Raw genomic sequence first — 22,147 nt, 5'->3', positions numbered from 1 at the left:
ACAACTCCTCTTTAGTTACTTTCTTTTTCTAGCAAATCCCTGTAAATAGGAATGGTCTCTGTTACTTCCGTTTCAGATGCTGGTCTTCTGGCTGCAGTATAACCTGTGGTCTCTCCATCCACGACTATAGGTGAAATATGTGAATAAACCCAATAATATCTGCCATCTTTTCTCAAGTTTTTCACGATACCAGTCCACTCTTTTCCCCCTTGTATCGTGTCCCAAAGTTCTTGAAATGCTGCTTTTGGCATATCTGGATGTCTGACGATATTGTGATTCTTGCCTATGAGTTCCTCTTTGGTATATCCAGATATTTCACAAAATTTTCTGTTGGCGTATGTAATGATGCCTTTAATATCTGTAGAACTAACGATCAAGCCTTTTTCAAAGATATACTCTTCATCAATTGGATCAGGTTTATTCATTGTATTGTTTCCCCCCTTTTGTAATGTGTCGCGTAAGAAGTGTAGTTCCAATAAACTTACAGTCATCAAGTTTATTGTTCGCAGCCTGGCAATCTTCATGAGACCCATGGCTTTCTGTCCCCACTTCACAATGAGTTTAGCTTTTTAACTTAGCGTTATTTATAACATAAGATGCACTAGAATATACATGCCTAGTATTATTCAATTTATAACACAGTTCATAAAACTCTATAACAATTAAACTAAAAATCGATTGAATTAAGAGGCTTTTTAGTAAAAAATATTAAATTATGTATGATTAGGGATTATTATTTTTAATAATGTTAGAGATTTTCTTATTCGTAACTTTTTCTATTTCTTCGTAAGATGCGCTCTCTATGGCTTCAAATGTGCCAAAATAATCGATCAACTTTTTGACCGTTGCTTTGCCTATGCCTTTTTTATTGAGAAGCGAAATTTGCGTATCTTCTTTACGTTTTTTGTTTTGATGGTAAGTGATGGCATAACGATGTGCTTCGTCCCTTTGGCGCTGTATCCAGTGTAGACGTTTGTCATTTGCTTTGAGTTCAAGAACTCCCTGGGAGGTATAGAGGATATCTTTGGCTGCACCTTTCGCACGATGTGCTTTGGCGTCGAGTTTCTCTTTGGCTATGGCTATGACATCAAGATTGACATGGGCTTCTTTTAGAAGGGTTTTCGCAAGATTGAGATTGGCTTGTCCTCCATCAAGTATCCAAAGGTCCGGAGCAGGCTGTTCTTTAAAGTTTTCTATCCGTCTAGAGAGCATCTCTTTCATCTGTCCATACTCATCGCGTTCGTGTAGCGTGTATCGTCGGTATGCGGATTTAGCCCATTTGTTTTCATCCCAAACGACCATACCTCCTACGGTCGCTGCACCCATAAGATGAGAGTTATCGAACGTTTCTATGCGGTAAGGGATGACAGAAAGGTCAAAGAGATCTGCTATTTTTTGTTCCATGAGCGTATCACTCTGTGTTTTACGCAATAACTCTTCACAGTTTTGCAGAGCCAAAGAGATGAGTTTGGCTTTGGGCCCACGTTTCGGGGTAAGGATCTCTATTTTTTTGTCAAACCGGGCAGAAAGGCTATGCGCCACCTGTTCCGAGTCTTCAAAAGTATGGGCAGTAAGAATCTGTTTGCAACTATGAGGGGTGTCAATGGTATAAAATTCCAATAAAGCCTGCTTATAGGCTTCATTCTCGTCAAAAATATGGGTATGCCTGAAGTAAGAGTATGCAGAAGAGATGATCTTTCCTCCCCGCATAAAGAGTTTGACGATCACACCTCTTTCATCGCCATTGAGTATGGCAAAGATATCGAGATCCATGGCATTGGCCAAGTCGATGTTTGATGAGATTGTGAGTGAAGAGATGGCATTGATACTGTCGCGCATAGCCGCTGCTTCTTCATAACGTTCTTGCATCGCAAGGTTTGTCATCTTTTCTTCAAGGGTAGAGATAAGATCTTTACGTTTGACAATGGATGTTTTGGCTTGTGTGACGATCTCTCCATACGCTTCAGGTGATACTTTCCCTTCACAAGGTGCCAGACACTTTTTGATCTGGTAGAAGAGGCAGGCTTTCCCCTCTTTTAAACAAGACTTTTTTTGTACAAGAGGATAGACTTCATAAAGAGCGTCAAGTAAGGCTTTCCCACCAGTAGGAAAAGGCCCATAGTAGGTAATGCTTTTTCCTTTGATGACTTTTCGGGTAATCTCAAATCTGGGATATTCAGCAGATTCATCGATATAAATGTAGGGGTAGGTTTTATCATCACGAAGTAAAATGTTGTACTTGGGTTTGAGTTGCTTGATCAGCGAGTTTTCGAGGATGAGGGCATCTTCTTCTGTTTCTACAACAATGTACTCAAGTCTACTGGCTTCATAGAGCATTTTGATGATGCGAGAACTTTGAGCAGGGTTTGGTCTAAATTCAGGAGAAAAACGCCAGTAACTCTTGACTCTGTTTCTAAGATTTTTAGCTTTCCCCACATACAGCAGCTTGCCGCTTGTGTCAAAATACTGGTAAACACCTGCACATGAGGGGAGATCTTGAATTATTGACTGCATGTAACTATGGCTTTAATACGTTCAAACTTTTCTTTGAGTTCTTTATCTGAAGGTGTTTCAAAATTTCCCTTGGCACGTTCATGATAATGAGGGACACTGACATAAGTCGCTTTTTCCTGAGGCATAGCATAATACTTGCTATGGAAGACGACAACCTTTTCAGCCTGCATCATCTGACACCCTTCATCGTGTCTGTTAAGCTGAGTTAATAGGCTTTTTAATAAATCTCTATTATAATTAAGCTCCATTTTAAAACCAGGGTGCGTCACTGCTATGAAGAGTGTATTGTCTTTGATGTATACAAAGGCAACAGCTTTTTGCCATTTGGGACTCAGAAGATCGATATACTTTTGATAACACTCCTGCCGTTTTAATGATTTAAACTGAGGCTGTGAAGATAAATGAGACAAAATCATATTGGCTTTTTTCATAAAGCGATTATAACATCACTTTGCTGTATCATCTTGACAGGGTGTGGATATAAAACCAATCCGGTCTATGTAGAAGAAACTGTAGAGAACAATACAAGTATGAAGACGGAAGGTTAAAGATGCAGAAGTATGATGTGCTGATCATAGGTGCAGGGATAGCAGGACTTTATGCAGCCATGCAGTTACCTGCAAGTAAAAAAGTCTTAGTGGTATGCAAAGATATCCCTTGGGAATGTAATACCTTTTATGCTCAGGGAGGTATGACAACAGCATTGAATGAAGCAGATATCCCTATACATGTAGAAGATACCATGGCCGCAGGTTCGTATCATAATAATAAAGAGGCTGTGGAGATCCTTTCCCGTACTTCACTGGAGACCACTCCTGATATCATTTCTAGAGGGATGGAGTTTGATACAGATGCAACGGGGAACCTTTCATATACGAAAGAGGCTGCACATTCTGTAGAGCGTATTATCCATGCTGGAGGAGATGCTACTGGGCGTTACATGCATTACTTTATGATGGTGCAAAACAAACACCAACTTCAGAAAAATACACTGGTTTATGATCTGCTTATAGAAAATGGCAGATGTTTTGGGGTAAAAGCAACGGTCAATTATGAACCTACGACGATCTATGCAGATGATGTGATCATCGCTTCTGGAGGTATAGGCTCACTTTATGCATATAATACCAACTCACGTACCGTAAGTGCCGATATTCATGGTATCTGTGTTGAAAAAGGTATAGAACTTGCCGATATGGAATTCATGCAGTTTCACCCTACTGTATTTGTTGAGACCCCTTTTGCAAGAAAACTGTTACTGACTGAAGCACTGAGAGGTGAAGGTGCACATGTAGTGGATGAAGAGGGAAGACGTTTCTTGTTTGATTATGATGAGAGGGGAGAATTGGCAAGTCGAGATATTGTGGCTCGTGGTATCTTCAATCATAAACGAAAAACGGGACAAAAAGCCTATCTTGATTTTTCTATGTTCGAGGACCAATGGTTTGAACATCGTTTCCCTAATATCACGCATACTTTTGGTGCGCTGGGTTATAAATTTCCGAAGGATAAGATTGCTATTTCACCTGCATTTCACTACTCTAATGGTGGTATAAAATGCGATACCAATGGCTCTATAGACGGTATGGAAGGTCTTTATGTCATAGGTGAAGCAGCAAGAACAGGTGTACATGGCGCAAATCGTCTTGCATCAAATTCACTGCTTGAAGGAGTGGTCTTTGCCAAACGTGCCGTAGAGCATCTGCTTTCCAAAGAGCATGAAGCGATGCAAACACCTATATTTGAGAAAGATTACGGTAATATTCTGCACAAAGAAAACGATAAAACCTATAAACAAAAATTGCGTCAAGTAATGTGGGATGATATAGGGATTATCAGGACAACAAAAGGCTTGCATGAAGCGAAAAATCTTATTTATGATATGAAAAATAAAGAGATAGGCAGACTGCTTAAACTTAGATTAAATACTGCTTCTGCCATCGTAGATGCAGCACTTGCGAGAAAAGAGTCTTTGGGTTCGCACTATATAGAATCTATCTAAAATAAATGCATAGAGAAATATGGCATACCAAAGTATTAGGAGAGGAATTAATGACAACAGAAATACTGCACACAGATTTGACAACAACATGGGTGGGGATTGCTTCACTTATCATATTTGTCATAGGGTATTACTTTATTGCAGCGGAAGATAAGTACCATATAAATAAAGCTAAACCGGCACTTTTTGCAGGAACATTGATCTTCATGTTGATCGGTGTCTATTATGCTATCAATGGTTTAGACGGTAAACATTTGCACCATGAAATTGAGCTTCTTATTTATGAGATTGCAGGGATATTCTTCTTCCTTTATGTTGCAATGACATATATTGAAGCGATGATCGATAGGAATGTATTTTCTACTTTACGTTATAATCTTGTTTCTAAAGGGTACAGCTATAAAAAACTTTTCTGGATCACAGGTCTTTTAGCTTTCTTCATTTCTCCTGTTGCAGATAACTTGACAACAGCACTGATCCTTTCAACTGTATTGATCACCATTGATAAAACGAATAAAGCATTTATTGTACCTTCGGCGATCAATATCGTTGTTGCAGCAAATGCAGGTGGTGCTTGGTCTCCGTTTGGTGATATCACTACTTTGATGGTATGGGTTGACGGTAAGGGGGCTTTTGTTGATTTTCTTTATCTTTTCCCTGCGTCTATAGTGGGCTGGTACGTGACTGCATTCCTTTTAAGTCGTTTCGTACCAAACGGAACACCACCATTTGCAGCCGATGAACAAAAAGTTTATATTTCCAAAGGTGGAAAAGTGATCATAGGGCTTTTTGCGTTGACTATTGCCTCAGCTGTAATCTCTCACCAAGTCCTTCATTTGCCAGCAATGTGGGGGATGATGTTCGGTTTGGCTGTTCTGAAACTCTATATCTATAGAATGAGTAGAGAGGTTCAATACGATAGTGAAGGGATCGTTTGCCCTCCAGTAAATGTATTCTCATTCATTGCCAAAATTGAAAATGATACACTGCTTTTCTTCTTTGGTATTTTAGCTGCGGTCGGTGGACTTCACTTCTTAGGTTTCCTAGAGTACTTCACGGCACTTTATGCCCAATTTGGCGCTACAACAGTGAATATCGGAGTAGGATTCCTTTCTGCTATCGTTGATAACGTTCCTGTCATGTCAGCAGTACTTAAATCAAGTCCGGACATGGGTGCATCTGCACATGCACAGTGGATGCTTGTCACACTTACAGCCGGTGTGGGTGGTTCACTTATCTCATTTGGTTCTGCTGCCGGTGTGGGTGTCATGGGTAAACTTCACGGTATCTATACATTCGGTTCACATCTAAAATTAGCCTGGACCGTACTTGTAGGTTATATTGTGTCTGTCTCTATCTGGTATGTGCAGTTTCTTATACTTGGAATAGGCGCGTAACCCATAGCATAGGTTCGGTTTGTGAGATTGGTATTCCTGAGGGACGCTCAGGAATACTAAAAAAGTATTTTTATAGTTAAGTTTTTTTTGAAAGATTTAACCATACACATACAAGGAAAGATGATGAAACAAGTCCCTATATTAGTCTTAGACTTCGGATCACAATACACACAGCTTATCGCTAGAAAACTTAGAGAAAGCGGTGTTTATACGGAAGTGGTACCTTATCGCGAAAGTATTGAAGACATTAAGGCAAGAAAGCCGCAAGGTATTATCCTTTCTGGAGGTCCTGCTTCAGTCTATGCCGAAGATGCCTATAAACCAGATGAGGGTGTGTGGGATCTAGGATTGCCTATCTTGGGTATCTGTTATGGTATGCAGCTTATCACACAACACTTTGGTGGAAGCGTTATTGCCGCGGATCACCATGAATACGGAAAAGCAAAACTCAAAATAGAAAATGATTCGGGTATCTTCAAAGATATCTCTGATGACTCTATCGTATGGATGAGTCATGGAGATAGAGCAGAACGTATACCTGATGGTTTTGAAGTGGTGGGTACAAGTGAAAACTCTCCGTATGCGGCTATAGCAAATGAGAGTAAAAACATCTATGCATTTCAGTTTCACCCAGAAGTGCATCACTCGGTAGAGGGGACAGCGATGTTGAAGAACTTTGCTAAACACATCTGTGGTTGTGACAGCACTTGGAATATGGGAAGCTTTGCCAAGGAAAAGATCGCTGCGATCCAAGCGCAGGTCGGGGATAAAAAAGTGCTTTGTGGTGTCAGTGGCGGAGTAGACTCTTCGGTCGTTGCTGCTATGCTGAATGAAGCCTTGCCAAAAGAACAACTGATCTGTGTATTTGTGGATCAGGGATTACTTCGTAAAGATGAAGCAGAACAAGTGCAAGCGATGTTTAAAATGCTAGAGATACCACTCATCACGATCGATGCAAAAAAAGAGTTTATGGCAGTGCTTGAAGGTGTAAGTGATCCTGAGACTAAAAGAAAAGCTATCGGTGAGAAGTTCATCGAAGTCTTTGACATAGAAGCTAAGAAGCATACAGATGTTGCATTTTTAGCACAAGGAACACTTTATACAGATGTCATTGAGTCCGTTTCAGTCAAAGGACCATCTAAAACGATCAAGTCTCACCATAATGTAGGTGGACTACCGGATTGGATGACGTTTGAACTGGTAGAACCTCTTAGAGAGATATTTAAAGATGAGGTAAGAAAACTGGGGCTTGAACTGGGACTACCTAAAAACATGATAGGAAGACACCCATTCCCTGGACCTGGTCTTGCTATCAGAACTATGGGAGCAGTGACAGAAGAGGGCTTACACCTTATTAGAGAGTCAGATGCCATTATGCAGGAAGAACTTAAAGCGACAGGTTACTATGACAAAGTATGGCAGGCATTTACTGTACTGCTTAATGTACAGTCTGTGGGCGTGATGGGTGACAACCGTACGTATGACAATACGGTATGTATCCGTATGGTTGAATCAGTCGATGGTATGACGGCTACGTTTGCTCATATTCCACATGATGTACTGGAAGGTATGAGTAGAAGAATCATTAATGAGATCGACGGGATCAATAGAGTAGTGTATGACATCAGTTCTAAGCCTCCTGCAACTATTGAGTGGGAGTAGTTTATACTATTTTTCTCCCCTTAAAGGGCATTTTTTAGTTACTTTCTGTCACGTACACTCATCAAAAGGAAATAGAGTTATGAAATGTATTCCCGCTTACGTTAAGTATATCCTCCTAGGTGTTATGGTTGGTCTTTTTATTATTTTGTCAATCTTTTATACACATAGTACACTTCAGTTAGGAGTGGCAATGATCTTTGCCATACTTCAGAGTCGCATAAACTGTCCAAAGTGTAGTAATCCCATACTGAAAGACAGAAATGGTTGGTATATATTTACTGTAAGAACAACCTGCCGTCATTGTGGTCAAGATACCATGTTATGTGAGATTGAACCTGATGAGGTGACCCAAAAGCGTTTGCAGTAATCTATGTATAGTTACCATGATGTTTATTTGAACTGCTTCTGCTATAATATTTTATAAAGGAATCTCTTATGAAACAAACACTTCTTTTCACACTCTCTTCTTTTGCCATTGCAACATTGATGACCGCCTGCAGTGGTCAAATGGCTGATGAAATAGCACCTACCTTATCCTCTGATCCATGTGCTGCTCTAGATAAAAAAATTCTAAGATTAGATAGATTTACTGAAGTAGTACGAAACACCAGTGCTTTCCATTTAGAAGAAAAATCGACAGCAATTCTGGTACCTGGAATTACAGTGAGTAATAATAAAAAACAAATGTTAAGAGATGCAGAGAAGAAGCAGGCAGAATATGCTGCCCAGCGTCAAAAATACGGATGTGAAACTCCTATGCGAACAGGCATGACACCAATGGCAGATAAAAAGGCAGTGACAAGTAAAGCTGCTTTATCTTCTGGTTCCTGTGATGCTATTGATAAAAAACTGATGAAGCTGGATGCATTTACTACGATGGTCAACCATACCTCTGCTTTCCATTTAGAGGAAAAAGCTACAGCACTTCCTGTACCTGGGATCACGGTGAGTAATAACAAAAAACAAATGTTAAGAGATGCAAAGAAAAAACAGGGAGAACTTTTAGCGGAGCGTCAAAAACAGGGTTGTGAAATGCCTAGTCCTACAGGCACTGAGAAAAGGCAAGATAAAAAGACAGTGGTAAATACTCCTGCGTTGGTGTCTGAACCCTCTTCTGATACTGATAAAAAATGATGAGACCAGAGGCATTGATGACTAAGGTACACGGTACCGGGACTGTCCCTGTGCAAGCAAAGAGTGGAGCACTGCCGGTACCGGAGATCACAGTAAATCATAGTAAAGAACCAATGGTAAGTGATGCAAAGAAAAAACGGGCAGAACCTGAAGTAGAGCGTCAAAAATTTGCTGATAAACTCCCTGTACCCGATGGTACTGTACATATGAATGATCAGAAGGAAGTAGCAAGACAATCTACTGTTTCGTCTGGTACCTGTGATGCTATTAATAAAAAACTTATCGAACTGTATGAATTTACGATCATGGTAAAGAATACCTCTGCATTCCATTTGCAAGAAAAAGGTGCAGCACTATCGGTACCGGGGATCACAGTGAGCAATAATAAAAAGAAAATGTTACAAGATGCAGAGAAAAAAGGTGTAGAACTTTTAGCGGAGCGTGAAAAACAGGGTTGTGGAACCTCTACAAAATAAGACAATTTTTTAGAGGAGTGTGTAGATTGATATGAAAAACGAGAGCAAAAAAAACCTATCACTGCTCATTATTGTGATCTCATCTGTAGCCTTTATCTACGGTACTATCAAAGCAATGGGTATCGTAGATAAAACCCATGTAGGTACATCCAATGGTATATATAGATCTTATGTCACGACTTCTCAAGAGATACAAGACAAGGCATTTACATTAACAGCACACTGTTCTGATACACTTTGTGAAGTACAAAGTGTATTAGATTTTGTGACCAATATACCTTACCAGACCAACACCTTTCAGCAGTATTCAGCACAACAAACCATACAGCAAAATTTTGGGGATTGTGATGATAAGAGTAATCTACTTATTTCTATGCTGCATGCATTAGGGTTGAAAGCCTATTTTGTTTTGGTGCCAAAGCACATTTTCATCATTACGGCCATAGAGGATCAACGATTAGACAAGACAAAAGGGCTTTGGGTCAATGGAAAGAAGTACTTTATTCTCGAAAGCACAGCCAGAAATTCAAAAATAGGTTTTCCTTTACACTACACACTGGATGATATAGATGTCATCGTTGAGCCTTTTTCAAATGAAAAAATTCCATTCAAGCAATTAGAATGGAAACGATAAAATATTTATGTGTACATTTTGGGGTAAATGAAAAACTTTAATTTAACTTTTTCGGGTTTTAATTTTTGCCAATGCTTGATAGGAAGTTTCAATGCTACGATACCTAAAGTAGGTATATTATCAATATAGTCATCCAGCATCAGGTCTGTTAATTCAGTTGTTTCGGGATTGTGTCCGATGATAAATACATTATTGTATTTATCTTTTATCTCTTTTATAATAGAAATGACATCTATGGGTTCTGCCATATAGAGGGCATCTATGTATTTGATCTTTCCACCATAGCCTAGCTCTTTCGCTAAACCTTTGGCAGTGAGTTGGGCTCTTTTAGCAGAACTGGAGAGTATGAGATCTGGCATTACTTTTTTCTCTTTGAGTGCCTTTGCCATAGTAAGTATCGCTTTTTGACCTCTTTTATTGAGACCTCTATCGAAGTCACTTTTACTTTCATCACTCCAGTCTGATTTTGCATGTCTAATAAGATATAAATTTTTCATATCTCTATTATAACAAGATATACTAATATTTCAAAAAACAGAGGTACTTTAGTCAATAGCACTAAACTTTCTTTCGAAAAACTTGTAATATTTAGAAAAATATATTATAATCCCACCAAATTAATATACTATAGGAGAAACACAATGGCAAAACATCAGTTTCAAACAGAGATCGGGCAACTTTTAAAGCTCATGACACACTCACTTTATTCCAATAAAGAAATTTTCATCAGGGAGCTTGTATCCAACGCTTCAGATGCATTAGATAAATTTAATTATCTTGCTTTGACAGATGAAAAATTTAAAGCGGGTGAGTGGTCCGGAAAAGTATTTATTAAATTAGATAAAGAGGATAACTCTCTTACTATCGGTGATAATGGTATAGGGATGAATGAAACAGACTTAATGGATCATTTAGGGACCATTGCCAAGTCCGGTACAAAAGCCTTTATGGAAAACCTTACTGGTGATGCGAAAAAAGATTCAAACCTTATTGGTCAGTTCGGGGTCGGATTCTACTCTGTGTTCATGGTAGCAGATAAAGTAGATGTGATCTCAAAAAAGGCGGGTGAAGAACAAGCCTATATGTTCAGTACGGACGGTACAGGTGAATATGAAGTGAAGCCTGTGACAAAAGAAGAGCATGGGACGATCATCTACATCAAGCTCAAAGAAGATGAGAAAGAGTTCTTAGACAAGTGGAGAACACAAGAGGTAGTCAAGAAGTACTCTAACCACATTGCATACCCTATTATGTTGAACTACACTGAAGAGGAGACAGAGGGTGAAGGGGATGATGCAACGACTAAAATGGTCAATAAATCAGAACAGATCAATGCAGCTACCGCACTATGGACACTTTCTAAATCTGAATTGAAAAAAGATGATTATGTGGAGTTCTATAAAACATTGGCGCACGGTGATGATGAACCATTGACTTATTTACACAATAGAGTAGAGGGTGCGAATGAATTTACCACACTTTTCTATATCCCTAAAACAGCTCCTATGGATATGTACAGAGCAGATTATGAAGCAGGGGTAAAACTCTATGTGAAGCGTGTATTTATCACCGATGACAACAAAGAGTTGCTACCACCGTATTTGCGTTTTGTCAAAGGTATTATCGATTCTGAAGATCTGCCGCTGAATGTGTCTCGTGAGTTGCTTCAGGAAAATAGAATCTTAGCTAACATCAAGCAAAATGCAACAAAGAAGATACTTCAAGCTATTAAAAAACTAAGTGGTGAAGAGGCGGATACATTCATAGAACAATACAATAGAGTGATGAAAGAGGGTATTTACATAGATCATACCAATAAAGAATTACTCCTTGATATCGTCAAATACAAAAGTTCGACAGAGGAAGGACTTGTATCGTTTGAAGAGTATATGAGTCGTGGTGATTCTGAGAAGAAAGAGATCTATTATATCGTAGGTGAAGATGAAAATGTGTTAAGAAATTCTCCACTGCTTGAAGCGTATAAAAAAGCAAATATTGAAGTACTTATCATGGATGATAAAGAGGTAGACAGTATCGTTACTCCGATGATAGGAGCTTATAAAGAGTGGAGCCTTAAAGATATTACAACTATTGAAGCCCCAGACTCTAAGACGGAAGAAGAGAAAGAAGAGATCTCTAAAGAGTTCAAATCTCTTACGGATAAGATCAAAGAAGTGTTGGGTGACGAAGTCAAAGAGGTAAAAACCTCTACAAGACTGACATCGAGTCCATCATGTGTACTTAAAGACAGTTCAGATCCAATGGCAGGCATGGCAGCGATGTTTGCTCAAATGGGACAAGAAATGCCAGAGATACCTTTGATTCTGGAGATCAATCCTGATCATGAAATGATCAAAAAACTCGATGCATTGGAAGATGAATCTCTGTTTAGTGACCTCTCATGGATACTTTTAGATTCTGCAAAACTCTCTGAGGGACTTGAGCCTAAAGACAAGGGAGCATTTGCACAACGCGTAGCTTCTTTAGCGACAAAAGCACTCTAATTTTTCTTCATCGTATTTATAGCGCACGGGTAAAGTATCCCGTGCCATTCAAATCTAACTTATGTTAAAATCATTTTTCATTTAACTATGAGGCCGTCACCTATGAATATCCCGAATTTCTACGAAGAGATCATTGCTTTTGGAGCGCTTCTTTTTGCTGTGGCAGCAGTTTATTTTATGCTTAAATGGCATTACCAGTTTGCTTTTGGCTTGATGAAAAATACTGCTTCATATGAAAAACATAAGTTTAAGATAGACAAAGCCAAACACTATCTGTTCTTTATACTGAAAGTATTGTTATGGTTTGGACTGATAGGTATGTTTGCGTTTGGTAGCTATTATCTTTCGGAGGGAATGAGTCTTAAAGTACTTCTCTTTGAAACTTGGGCTGAGATACCAGAGGGGTTTTGGTTAGAAGCCTTATTTATTATCATTAGAATAGCAGTTATCATTGCTTTGTCACGCTATGTGCTAAAGTTTGTTTATGCATTTTTAGATAAAAATCAGAAAAAAGCGATTGAGAACCGATGTGCCAGTTGTCGTGAAACAACCATTGTGAAACGCTATACATATTTACACAATATGGTTAAATATACAGTCTTACTAGGTATACTATATCGTATCACACTTTTCTTCCCTTTCTTGGATGTGATAAGTCGTGGATTATGGATACTTCTTATACTTTATTTTATAGTATCTGTGGGGTTATTGGCAGTCAATGGATTGACAATAATGAAAGAAAAAAGAGGAGCATGAACATGAGTCATGAGTTAAAAATGTCACCACAAAAACGGGCAACACTTGTGTCAAGTTCTGTTGCAACCCTTTTAGTGATCGTAAAATTGGTCTTGGGAATAGCAAGCGGTTCAGTGGCTGTACTTGCTTCTGCCATAGACTCACTTTTAGATATGTTGGTTTCCGGGTTTAACTTTTTTGCGATTAAAAAGTCAGAAGAACATCCCGATGAAGAGTATCACTACGGTAAAGGTAAAATACAAGCTATTGCCGCGGTAATAGAAGGTACTATCATTACCATGTCGGGTATTTATATTATTTATGAAGCGATTAAAAAGCTAAGCACCGGAACTGAGACTACACTTCTTACACCTTCAATTGTGGCAATGACAATTTCCATTATCATCACCTATTTTTTAGTCACGTATCTCTTGAAAGTTGCAAGAGAAACAGACAATCTTGTGATAAAAGCAGATGCTTTACATTATAAAACTGACCTATGGAGCAATGCTGCTGTTTTGATAGCGTTGGGATTGGTATATATGACAGGTATGGATGCGATTGATGCGATATTTGGTTTAGGGATAGGACTTTATATTATTTACTCTGCCTATGAGATCGTAAAAGAGGGCATAGAGATACTTTTAGACCGTGCACTGGATACGGACATGGTGGAAAATATTAGTCAAATCATCTCGGATCACCCTGAAATAACAAGTTACCATTGGCTAAAAACACGTACGGATGGAACCACTAATTTTGTAGAGTTTCATATGGTCTTACGTCCCAATATGCTACTACTCGAAGCACATCGTATCGCTGACCAAATAGAAGATCAAATCTTTTTACTCGATATAAATAAAAAATGGGTTATCACGCCGCACTTTGATCCTTATGATGATGAAAGTATGAATGTTGCCATGCTCAATGGTGAACATTTATCCAGAGTGATCAAAGAGTAATCATGACCCACTCTGATGCTATGATCTATCTTTTATCTCCTATGCCCAGAGAAGGAACGATACATCTGCCCATCATACGTTTTTCACTTCTGCCGATAACGATAGATTTTTCAAAATGTGACACACTGATGTTTACCTCCAAGCAGGCGGTCAAGAGTGCAGAAGCATTAAACCCCGAATGGAAAAAGTACCCTTGTCTAGCCATAGGTTCAGCCACGGCAAAAGAGATAGAATCTTTGGGTGGAAAAGTAGTATACCAACCTAAATCATTTTATGGTGAGACATTAAGTCAAGATATTGTCATACAGTTTCAAGATAAAAAGATCTTATACTTACGCCCTAAAGAAGTCTCTTTTGATTCAAAAATTTTTTTAGCCAAGGCGGGTATAGAACTTCAGGAACAGATCATTTATGAGACTTCCTGTATCCACTATGAGAAAAAAGAGAAACCGGGTAAAAATGCCGTTATTATCTTCACATCTCCTTCGACTATTCATTGTTTCTTGAAAAATTTTGAATGGGATGAAAGCTATACAGCCGTAGTGATAGGTAAAGCGACAAAAAGACATTTACCTATTCATGCACGCTGTGAAGTGTCAGATACACCAAATATAGATGCCTGTATACTAAAAGCAAAAAGTGTGGCTAGTCACAAGAGCCTTCTGCTGAAGTTATCGTAGTGTATAGCTTTAGCAAGTCCTGCGATAATGTAGTTTTGTCTAGCTTTGCTAGAAAAACGTTCTTACATATCATAATTTACTCACTTCTAACTCCAAATAGGTTATAATAAATTTTACCTAGGTGATGCGACTACTGTATTTGGGGTCCAACATTAATCTTAGTGGGACATGTAGTCTCTTGGTGTGTGGAAGTTGTCATCTGAGCTTGACTTTGTCAGCGAGACATCATCCCCTAAAGAGGGACTCTCTCCTGCACTGTTGGCTATATAGGGCCGACTTTAAGCAGAACGCTCACCCGGGCCTTATTAGTGACGATTTTTGCACGAATAGGACTTTGGAAAGGTCATCGATGAACAAGACAGTTCGCCTTCAAACCTTTCCAAAACCCTCTACGCACAATGTCATCCCTACTAAACAAACCGCATATTATGGTGATAATTAAACTTTTTCGGAGAATTTTAAATGAACGTATTGATAATAGGTGCTGGCGGTAGAGAATATTCTATTGGTTTGGCATTGAAAAAAGATGAGAATGTAGAGAAGATCTATTTTGCACCGGGTAATGGAGCGACAGACACATTAGGTGAAAACCTAGAGATTAGTGACTTTTCTGCATTGGCTGATTTTGTTGAAGCCAATGGTATCGAACTGACTATCGTTGGTCCTGAAGCACCATTGGTAGGGGGTATTGTTGATGTATTTAAAGCCAGAGGTCTTACGATCTTTGGACCCACAGCCCAAGCTGCACAACTTGAAGGTTCTAAGATCTTTATGAAAAACTTTCTTGCCCGTCACAATGTGCCTACCGCTAAGTACATCGAAACGGATTCATTGCAGGATGCATATGATTTTATCATGACACTGGATGCACCGATCGTAGTGAAAGCAGACGGGCTTTGTGGTGGTAAGGGTGTGATCATTGCGCAAAGTCATGACGAAGCAAAAAAAGCTGCAGGTGAAATGCTTTCAGGTAACTCTTTTGGTGATGCGGGAACAAGTATTGTTGTAGAAGAATTCCTGGATGGCTATGAACTTTCTGTATTTGCTATTTGTGATGGAAAAGATTATGTGGTTTTACCTGCTGCACAAGATCATAAAAGACTCCTCAATAATGATGAAGGTCCCAATACAGGTGGTATGGGGGCATATGCACCCACACCTCTGGTCAATGATGAGATCTATCGTAAGTTGAACGAAAGAGTCATAGAACCTACACTTAAGGGTATGGAAGCCGAAGGTATGCCGTTTACGGGTGTACTTTTTATCGGTGTGATGGTGGTAAAAGGTGAGCCTATCATTCTTGAGTATAATGTACGTTTTGGTGATCCTGAATGTGAAGAGTTGATGCCACTGCTTAAGTCTCCAGCTTCTGAACTGTTCTATAAGGCAGCAACGGGTGATCTTAAAAATGCCAAGATAGAGTTTCATGACAAATATGCAGTCGGTGTAGTGATGGCAAGTAAAGACTACCCGTATAAAAGTACACCTCCTGCAGAGATCATCGTGGATGATATCTACCATGAAGAGGTACGTGAAAATGCACATATCTCTTATGCTGGAGTGACGCGCGGTGAAGATGGAAAACTCTATGCAACAGGCGGTAGGGTACTGGTCTGTGTAGGTGTCGGTGACAGTATTAAAGAAGCACAAAGACATGCGTATATGCTGGTAGGCCAAGTGCACTTTGCAGGCAAACAGTGTCGTACTGACATTGCATATCAGGCACTTTAGGAAGTAGGGATGTCTGACTCTCTCTCCTTGCCTATTGCAAGCATTCAAAAAAGAATTACTTCTTTTGTCATAGATGATATAGTCATCACCCTGTTTTTTATTATTATTTTTTATGATCAGTTTTCTGCAGTTTTTTCGAATATTACAGTGGTAGATGAAGCAGCACTTGAAAGTATCAATACCTTTATTGCTCAAAATCTTTTGGTTGTACTCTCTATAAAACTCATCTATCATACTGTCTTGGTCTGGCAAAACGGTATGACACTAGGTAAGTATCTCATGAAGATAAAAGTGATAGACCTGGAAACAGGGAATACACCTGATTTTCAAAAAGCATTTTTGCGTGCTTCCGTGAGAATCCCAAGTGAAGTACTGTTTTATTTGGGTTTTCTTATGGCATTCTTTGTTCCACTTAGACAAACGCTTCATGATAAACTTTCTAATTGCGTAGTTGTGAATGATTAAAAATATCTTTTTTTTTCTGGTATCTATTATAGTGGGTGTGCAACTATTGTCTGCTGCTTCAGATAAAAGTAAAATCGAGATAACAGCAAAATATGTTGATGCTGCAAAAAACTTAGTCAAAGCTAGAGATAATGTAGTTGTTTATTATGAAGATGCTGTGATTAAAGCATCTTCTGCATATTTTGACAAAAGTACAAAAGTACTTGTTCTGGATGGAAATATCGAAATGCTGGGCTACAAAGGAAGTAAAGTTCATACCAATCATATTGAAATTCATACAGATACGAAAGAGGTTACCTTTGATGAACTCTTTCTTATCGGTAGAAATGATGTGTGGCTTTTTTCCAATGATGCATATAAAGAAGAAGGTAAATATACTTTGGGTGCATCTTTGATCTCAAGTTGTGATATTGCAGATCCTTTATGGAAAATGGCTTTCTCAGACGCTTTATACGAGAGTGATACAAACTATATAAAGATATATGGTGCAAAAGTATATTTATGGGATATCCCTATGTTTTACACACCTTATCTCGCGTTCTCAACCGATAGAGAAAGAACTTCAGGACTTCTTTTCCCTGCTTTTGGATATTCATCCAATGAGGGATTTCTTTATGAACAACCTGTCTATTGGGCTATTTCTAAAAGCATGGATATGGAGTTTAACCCTCAGATTCGGACATCAAGAAGCATAGGAATGTATAGTACATTACGTTTTGTTGATACAGCTTATTCATCCGGAAAGTTAAGGGTAGGGTATTTCAAAGATAAGAAAGAGTATACAGAAGAGTATGCTCTTAATAATGACAGTCACTATGGGATAGAGTTTAACTATGAATCCTCCCAAGTCTTTTCAGATACATACCTTCAAGGTTTTACAGATGGTTTATACATCAATACTACCTATCTGAACGATATTGATTATCTGAATTTGCAGAAAAGTCATCTGGAGCATTTTGGACTTGTCCCCTTACAGGAATCTAGGGTCAATTATTTTGCCTATAATAATGACTATTATGCAGGACTCAATGCCAAATATTTCATCGATACAAGAGAGGGAGTGGATGATGATGAAACACTTCAGATACTTCCTTCTGTTCAATTACATCAATACCTAACTCATTTTATATGGAATAATCTTACCTATAGCACAGATCTCCGTATCAACAATTTTTATAGAGAAAAAGGTACTACTCTTCGTCAGGCAGAGCTCAAGGTACCATTGGAATTTACTACCTCATTTTTTGATGATTTTTTGAATCTATCCTTGGGTGAAGAGTTGTATTATAGTAAATTCTTTTTTGGCAATGAAGTGCATTTCTATGATGATTTTGAGTACTATAGCAATATACATAAAGTAAAACTTTTTACAGATTTAACAAAAAAGTACGATGGCTTTATACATGTATTGCAACCCTCATTAACGTACATTAGACCGGGTAATGAATACCAGTCTCCTGCGTTGTCTTCTCTGGATCTGAACCAAACGGCATTATTTACTGTCGGTCTGCCTGAAGAGCACTACGATTTGAGTGTAAGTCAATACTTTTATGATGAGACTATGAAGTTAAAGTTTTATCAAAGATTAACACAAACGTATTATCCTGAGAGAAATTATGAACTTGCTGATATGCGTAATGAAATGCAGTATAATTGGGATCAATGGAGACTTTATAATAATGTGATCTATTCTCACGAGTACGGTAAGATACGTGAATCATCCAGTCGTATTTCATTGAATAAACAAGACTATTATGTAGGGGTAGGGCATACCTATAAACAAATTTTACCTGATGTACCTAGTGATATTGCAGATGATGATATTAGTGCAAATGATGTTTATCTCACGTTTAGATACACGCTTAATGAACAAGTGGCACTGAATGGCGGTTTTACTTATAATGTGGATGACAGCTCAAATAACCAATGGAGATTTGGCGGAGGTTATCATCGTGACTGCTGGAGTGTTGACGCTGCTATTAGACAACAGATCACACCAAGACCTACAGGCTTTACCATAGACAATTCTTTTTATGTACAGTTGAATTTTATTCCTTTTGGTGGTATAGGTACTGGAGACACTAACCAATGATCATTAACCCTAAAGATGAGATAGAAAAAGCGTTAGAGATATTAAATCTACCTAAGTTGATCAGTAAAGCAGATATTAAAAAACAATACCATTTTTTGGCTAAAAAGAATCACCCTGATCTAGGAGGGGATGTGGAAAGTATGGAACAGTTAAATCACGCTTATAAACTATTGATGAAGTATATAGAAGAGTTTCGTTATACTTTTGATGAAGAAGAAATTTCTAAACAATTCCCAGGAGCGGATTATGCCCAGCGATTCAAACCCTAATACATATTTTGAAGATAGAGAAGATGCCTCAAAACAGTTGATCGAGACGCTTCCTATAGAGTTACTATCAAAAAATGAAACCGTAGTGATAGGTGTAAGTGAAGGAGGTGTTTATTTTGCAGATCAAATATCTAAGGCTGTCAATGCACAAATGGACATCTTACTGACAGAACCTGTTTTGGCACCCAATAACCCGGAACTTGTTATCGCAATGGTTTCAGAAACGGAAGAAGTGGTGATGCACAAAGCACTTATCGATGCGTTTGGGATCAATGAGGATTATGTCTATGGGGAAGCACACCGAAAGTATGAAGAAGAAGTACTTTCTTATGTCTATAAATATCGAAAAGGCAAGGATTTGATCTCTCTCAAGGGGAAGTATGTTGTCTTAGCTGATGAGTGCATAGAAACAGGACTTACCATGATGGTTGCACTGAAGTCGGTCATCGCAAGGGGAGCAAAAAATATCTTTATAGCAACGCCCATTTTGGATAAAGGTGTCTATCAAAATCTGCTTACGGTGTGTGATGGTGTATTTTGTCCTTATAAGATACGAGACTATATTTCGATAGAATACTATTATAAAGATTTTCAAAAATTAAATTTTGAAGAGATATCATTCATGGTAAATAAGCAAGAAGTAAAAATAAAAGAAGAAGACTAAATATATTTTTATGAAGAGAAACATGTAAAACAGAGTGTTGTAAAAGCATTAAACAGTAAAAAGGAAAGATAAACGAATGAAAGAACAAATAATAGAGATTAATGTAAACAGTCTCGAAGAACAATATGAATTTAATAAAATAGCAAAGCAGGCAAGTGGTGCAGTAATGTACAGACAGGGGAAAGCTGTACTCATAGCAGCAGTTGCTGTAGATGAAAAACCAGTGGATGAGGATTTTCTTCCGTTGACTGTGCAGTATATGGAAAAATCTTATGCTGCAGCTAAGATCCCTGGTGGTTTCATCAAGAGAGAGACGAAGCCTGGTGACTTTGAAACACTTACATCCCGTATCGTTGACCGTTCTTTACGCCCCTTATTTCCTAAAGGGTTTCATTACCCTGTAACGATCACAGTGATGGTGGTCAGTGCAGATTCAGAGGTTGATATGCAAGTGGCAGCTTTACATGCGGCAAATGCAGCATTATATGTTTCAGATATTCCAGTCAATACCAGTATCGCTGCAGTCAGAGTAGGTACAGTCGGAGATGATATTGTTATCAATCCGACACTCACGCAGCAGGCAGAAAGTGAACTTGATCTTTTGGTGGTAGGTTCAGGTAAAGATGTGGTGATGATAGAGATGCGTACACTCGCCACCGAAGATGAAGAGGGACAAAATGCCAATGAGTTTGATGAATCAGCATTGGTGGATGTGATCGCGATGGCAGCAGAAGCTATAGATGCAGCAACAACCGCTTATGTAGATGCCTTTACTCCTATGGTACGAGAAGCCCTAGACCTGCCATTAGCTGAAGATAAAATAGATGAATCACTGTATGCAATGATAGAAAAAAATTATGCAGAAGATGTTGAAAAAGCGATTTCGCATATGGCAAAAAGTGAGCGTTCTACTGAACTTAAAAAAGTACGTACGAAAATTATGGAAGCATTAGAAGCGGACGGTAAAGAGGCAGATAAAGAACTGGTATCTAAAGTACTGGAACGTTATAAAAAAACCGTTGTAAGAGCGATGATCCTGGATAAAAATATTCGTGCAGACGGCAGAGCACTGGATGAAGTTAGACCTATCAGCATCGAAACAAATCTTTTACCATCTGTACACGGGTCATGTCTCTTTACCCGTGGTCAGACACAAGCACTTGTCACGGTGACACTTGGCGATAAAAAAGATGCACAGATGTATGAACTCATCACTGATAAAAACGCTCAGTCAGAGAATTTCATGGTACATTATAACTTCCCCGGTTACTCAGTAGGTGAAGCCAAATACATTGGCGCTCCAGGCAGAAGAGAACTTGGACATGGTAATTTAGGAAAAAGGGCATTAGAGCCTTCTTTAGATTTAAACTATGATGGAAGTATCCGTATGGTCTCTGAAATTTTAGAAAGTAATGGTTCGTCCTCTATGGCGACTATCTGTGGTGGTGCATTGGCATTGCGTGCTGCTGAGGTACATACTACAGCACTTGTGGCAGGTATTGCTATGGGTCTAGTGAGTGAAGGTGACAAGTATGCTGTACTGACAGATATCATGGGACTTGAAGACCATGATGGGGATATGGATTTTAAAGTAGCAGGTACTGCAAAGGGTATCACCGCACTTCAAATGGATATGAAACTCGGCGGTATAGACTTAGCTGTACTGAGAGATGCACTACAAAAATCCAGCCAGGGTAAAAACCATATTCTTGGACTGATGGAAGAAGCAGAAAAAAATATCGTTTCAAGCACAGCACTTCCAAGTACAGAACATTTTACTATACATCCAAGCAAGATAGTAGATATTATCGGAAAAGCGGGTGCGACGATCCGTGAGATCATTGAAAAGTTCGAAGTTTCCGTTGATCTTGACCGTGATGTAGGCGGTGTAAAACTTTCAGGTGAAGACAAAGAAAAAGTAGCAGAAGCAAAAGCCCACATAGAAAAGATCGCTTCATCCCCTGTGAAAAAGCAGATGGAGTATAAAGTCGGTGAAAGCTATGAGGGGAAAGTGAAAAAGATCGTAGACTTCGGACTCTTTGTTGAAATGCCAGATGGCTTTGATGCACTGCTCCACATTTCAAAAGTGGCCAAGGAACGTGTCAATAACCTTTCAGAAAGATACAGTGAGGGTGATGATATCACCGTTGTTGTGATGGAGCAAAAAGGTAAAAAAGTTGAATTGGCAACCCCAGAGTTTTTAGCGTAAATTTCTTTTTTCCTCTA

At 38.7% G+C, this 22,147-nt stretch carries 21 protein-coding genes and 1 riboswitch; of the genes, 17 read left to right on the top strand and 4 right to left on the bottom strand.

Going from position 1 to position 22,147, the window contains the following annotated elements; genetic code table 11:
* Positions 1–11: 11 nt before the first annotated feature.
* From LDM93_RS06620 to LDM93_RS06610, 3 genes are all read right to left on the bottom strand, one after another.
* The gene (locus tag LDM93_RS06620) at positions 12–425 is read right to left on the bottom strand and encodes a PAS domain S-box protein (protein WP_223891432.1); all 414 of its coding nucleotides are present in this window, start codon (positions 423–425) and stop codon (positions 12–14) included.
* Positions 426–501: 76 nt separating this feature from the next.
* Positions 502–576, bottom strand: a riboswitch (cyclic di-GMP riboswitch).
* Between the two features lie 147 nt (positions 577–723).
* A complete protein-coding gene (uvrC, locus tag LDM93_RS06615; RefSeq protein ID WP_223891431.1) occupies positions 724–2,514 on the bottom strand; it encodes an excinuclease ABC subunit UvrC in 1,791 nt (596 codons plus the stop codon).
* The gene (locus tag LDM93_RS06610) at positions 2,502–2,945 is read right to left on the bottom strand and encodes a DUF721 domain-containing protein (RefSeq protein ID WP_223891430.1); all 444 of its coding nucleotides are present in this window, start codon (positions 2,943–2,945) and stop codon (positions 2,502–2,504) included. Before LDM93_RS06610 ends, uvrC begins: the two co-directional genes overlap by 13 nt.
* A gap of 119 nt (positions 2,946–3,064) precedes the next feature.
* Here LDM93_RS06610 and nadB point away from each other — a divergent pair, with 119 nt between their 5' ends.
* The 7 genes from nadB (at position 3,065) to LDM93_RS06575 (ending at position 9,819) form a co-directional block, all read left to right on the top strand.
* Positions 3,065–4,516, top strand: coding sequence for an L-aspartate oxidase (gene nadB, locus LDM93_RS06605; protein WP_223891428.1), 1,452 nt, complete (start codon positions 3,065–3,067; stop codon positions 4,514–4,516).
* A 50-nt stretch (positions 4,517–4,566) separates the two neighbouring features.
* Positions 4,567–5,913, top strand: coding sequence for a sodium:proton antiporter NhaD (nhaD, locus tag LDM93_RS06600; RefSeq protein ID WP_223891427.1), 1,347 nt, complete (start codon positions 4,567–4,569; stop codon positions 5,911–5,913).
* Positions 5,914–6,036: 123 nt separating this feature from the next.
* Positions 6,037–7,575 carry a glutamine-hydrolyzing GMP synthase gene (gene guaA / locus LDM93_RS06595; RefSeq protein ID WP_276571368.1) on the top strand — a complete coding sequence of 513 codons (1,539 nt, stop codon included), beginning with the start codon at positions 6,037–6,039 and terminating at the stop codon, positions 7,573–7,575.
* Positions 7,576–7,654: 79 nt separating this feature from the next.
* Entirely contained in the window at positions 7,655–7,942 is a 288-nt protein-coding gene (locus LDM93_RS06590; protein WP_223891425.1) for a hypothetical protein, read from the top strand.
* Between the two features lie 68 nt (positions 7,943–8,010).
* The gene (locus tag LDM93_RS06585; RefSeq protein ID WP_223891424.1) at positions 8,011–8,709 is read left to right on the top strand and encodes a hypothetical protein; all 699 of its coding nucleotides are present in this window, start codon (positions 8,011–8,013) and stop codon (positions 8,707–8,709) included.
* Positions 8,706–9,185, top strand: a complete 480-nt coding sequence (locus LDM93_RS06580) for a hypothetical protein (RefSeq protein ID WP_223891423.1) — start codon at positions 8,706–8,708, stop codon at positions 9,183–9,185. The genes LDM93_RS06585 and LDM93_RS06580 overlap by 4 nt, the downstream gene beginning before the upstream one ends.
* Before the next feature lie 31 nt (positions 9,186–9,216).
* Positions 9,217–9,819 (top strand): transglutaminase family protein, encoded by a 603-nt coding sequence (locus LDM93_RS06575; RefSeq protein ID WP_223891422.1) that lies wholly within the window; start codon positions 9,217–9,219, stop codon positions 9,817–9,819.
* 5 nt (positions 9,820–9,824) lie between these two features.
* On the opposite strand, the gene LDM93_RS06570 is transcribed toward LDM93_RS06575, so the two are convergent.
* The gene (locus LDM93_RS06570; RefSeq protein WP_223891421.1) at positions 9,825–10,316 is read right to left on the bottom strand and encodes a histidine phosphatase family protein; all 492 of its coding nucleotides are present in this window, start codon (positions 10,314–10,316) and stop codon (positions 9,825–9,827) included.
* Positions 10,317–10,460: 144 nt separating this feature from the next.
* On the opposite strand from LDM93_RS06570, the gene htpG reads away from it, so the two are divergent.
* From htpG to LDM93_RS06520, 10 genes are all read left to right on the top strand, one after another.
* Entirely contained in the window at positions 10,461–12,323 is a 1,863-nt protein-coding gene (gene htpG, locus LDM93_RS06565; protein ID WP_223891420.1) for a molecular chaperone HtpG, read from the top strand.
* Between the two features lie 102 nt (positions 12,324–12,425).
* Positions 12,426–13,079, top strand: coding sequence for a hypothetical protein (locus LDM93_RS06560; protein ID WP_223891418.1), 654 nt, complete (start codon positions 12,426–12,428; stop codon positions 13,077–13,079).
* Between the two features lie 2 nt (positions 13,080–13,081).
* The gene (locus LDM93_RS06555; RefSeq protein WP_223891416.1) at positions 13,082–14,020 is read left to right on the top strand and encodes a cation diffusion facilitator family transporter; all 939 of its coding nucleotides are present in this window, start codon (positions 13,082–13,084) and stop codon (positions 14,018–14,020) included.
* A 2-nt stretch (positions 14,021–14,022) separates the two neighbouring features.
* Positions 14,023–14,700, top strand: a complete 678-nt coding sequence (locus LDM93_RS06550) for a uroporphyrinogen-III synthase (protein ID WP_223891414.1) — start codon at positions 14,023–14,025, stop codon at positions 14,698–14,700.
* Between the two features lie 462 nt (positions 14,701–15,162).
* Positions 15,163–16,431, top strand: coding sequence for a phosphoribosylamine--glycine ligase (purD, locus tag LDM93_RS06545; RefSeq protein WP_223891413.1), 1,269 nt, complete (start codon positions 15,163–15,165; stop codon positions 16,429–16,431).
* A 9-nt stretch (positions 16,432–16,440) separates the two neighbouring features.
* The gene (locus tag LDM93_RS06540) at positions 16,441–16,896 is read left to right on the top strand and encodes an RDD family protein (protein ID WP_223891411.1); all 456 of its coding nucleotides are present in this window, start codon (positions 16,441–16,443) and stop codon (positions 16,894–16,896) included.
* 37 nt (positions 16,897–16,933) lie between these two features.
* Positions 16,934–18,988: an LPS-assembly protein LptD gene (locus LDM93_RS06535; RefSeq protein ID WP_223891410.1), complete on the top strand. Its 2,055-nt coding sequence runs from the start codon at positions 16,934–16,936 to the stop codon at positions 18,986–18,988.
* Entirely contained in the window at positions 18,985–19,257 is a 273-nt protein-coding gene (locus LDM93_RS06530) for a DnaJ domain-containing protein (protein WP_223891409.1), read from the top strand. The genes LDM93_RS06535 and LDM93_RS06530 overlap by 4 nt, the downstream gene beginning before the upstream one ends.
* Positions 19,235–19,921, top strand: a complete 687-nt coding sequence (locus LDM93_RS06525) for a phosphoribosyltransferase (protein WP_223891408.1) — start codon at positions 19,235–19,237, stop codon at positions 19,919–19,921. The genes LDM93_RS06530 and LDM93_RS06525 overlap by 23 nt, the downstream gene beginning before the upstream one ends.
* Positions 19,922–19,997: 76 nt before the next feature.
* The gene (locus LDM93_RS06520; RefSeq protein WP_223891407.1) at positions 19,998–22,130 is read left to right on the top strand and encodes a polyribonucleotide nucleotidyltransferase; all 2,133 of its coding nucleotides are present in this window, start codon (positions 19,998–20,000) and stop codon (positions 22,128–22,130) included.
* Positions 22,131–22,147 lie beyond the last annotated feature (17 nt).

This window comes from Sulfurovum sp. TSL6, from assembly GCF_019972115.1.
GTDB lineage: Bacteria > Campylobacterota > Campylobacteria > Campylobacterales > Sulfurovaceae > Sulfurovum.
The sequence above is the reverse complement of the archived record's forward strand: the minus strand, read 5'-3'. Positions and strand labels throughout refer to the sequence as shown.

Bases quoted from the DNA above. Each gene is read 5' to 3' on its own strand.
- LDM93_RS06620 (WP_223891432.1), bottom strand. From the start codon at position 425: ATGAATAAACCTGATCCAATTGATGAAGAGTATATCTTTGAAAAAGGC.
- uvrC (WP_223891431.1), bottom strand. From the start codon at position 2,514: ATGCAGTCAATAATTCAAGATCTCCCCTCATGTGCAGGTGTTTACCAG.
- LDM93_RS06610 (WP_223891430.1), bottom strand. From the start codon at position 2,945: ATGAAAAAAGCCAATATGATTTTGTCTCATTTATCTTCACAGCCTCAG.
- nadB (WP_223891428.1), top strand. From the start codon at position 3,065: ATGCAGAAGTATGATGTGCTGATCATAGGTGCAGGGATAGCAGGACTT.
- nhaD (WP_223891427.1), top strand. From the start codon at position 4,567: ATGACAACAGAAATACTGCACACAGATTTGACAACAACATGGGTGGGG.
- guaA (WP_276571368.1), top strand. From the start codon at position 6,037: ATGAAACAAGTCCCTATATTAGTCTTAGACTTCGGATCACAATACACA.
- LDM93_RS06590 (WP_223891425.1), top strand. From the start codon at position 7,655: ATGAAATGTATTCCCGCTTACGTTAAGTATATCCTCCTAGGTGTTATG.
- LDM93_RS06585 (WP_223891424.1), top strand. From the start codon at position 8,011: ATGAAACAAACACTTCTTTTCACACTCTCTTCTTTTGCCATTGCAACA.
- LDM93_RS06580 (WP_223891423.1), top strand. From the start codon at position 8,706: ATGATGAGACCAGAGGCATTGATGACTAAGGTACACGGTACCGGGACT.
- LDM93_RS06575 (WP_223891422.1), top strand. From the start codon at position 9,217: ATGAAAAACGAGAGCAAAAAAAACCTATCACTGCTCATTATTGTGATC.
- LDM93_RS06570 (WP_223891421.1), bottom strand. From the start codon at position 10,316: ATGAAAAATTTATATCTTATTAGACATGCAAAATCAGACTGGAGTGAT.
- htpG (WP_223891420.1), top strand. From the start codon at position 10,461: ATGGCAAAACATCAGTTTCAAACAGAGATCGGGCAACTTTTAAAGCTC.
- LDM93_RS06560 (WP_223891418.1), top strand. From the start codon at position 12,426: ATGAATATCCCGAATTTCTACGAAGAGATCATTGCTTTTGGAGCGCTT.
- LDM93_RS06555 (WP_223891416.1), top strand. From the start codon at position 13,082: ATGAGTCATGAGTTAAAAATGTCACCACAAAAACGGGCAACACTTGTG.
- LDM93_RS06550 (WP_223891414.1), top strand. From the start codon at position 14,023: ATGACCCACTCTGATGCTATGATCTATCTTTTATCTCCTATGCCCAGA.
- purD (WP_223891413.1), top strand. From the start codon at position 15,163: ATGAACGTATTGATAATAGGTGCTGGCGGTAGAGAATATTCTATTGGT.
- LDM93_RS06540 (WP_223891411.1), top strand. From the start codon at position 16,441: ATGTCTGACTCTCTCTCCTTGCCTATTGCAAGCATTCAAAAAAGAATT.
- LDM93_RS06530 (WP_223891409.1), top strand. From the start codon at position 18,985: ATGATCATTAACCCTAAAGATGAGATAGAAAAAGCGTTAGAGATATTA.
- LDM93_RS06525 (WP_223891408.1), top strand. From the start codon at position 19,235: ATGCCCAGCGATTCAAACCCTAATACATATTTTGAAGATAGAGAAGAT.
- LDM93_RS06520 (WP_223891407.1), top strand. From the start codon at position 19,998: ATGAAAGAACAAATAATAGAGATTAATGTAAACAGTCTCGAAGAACAA.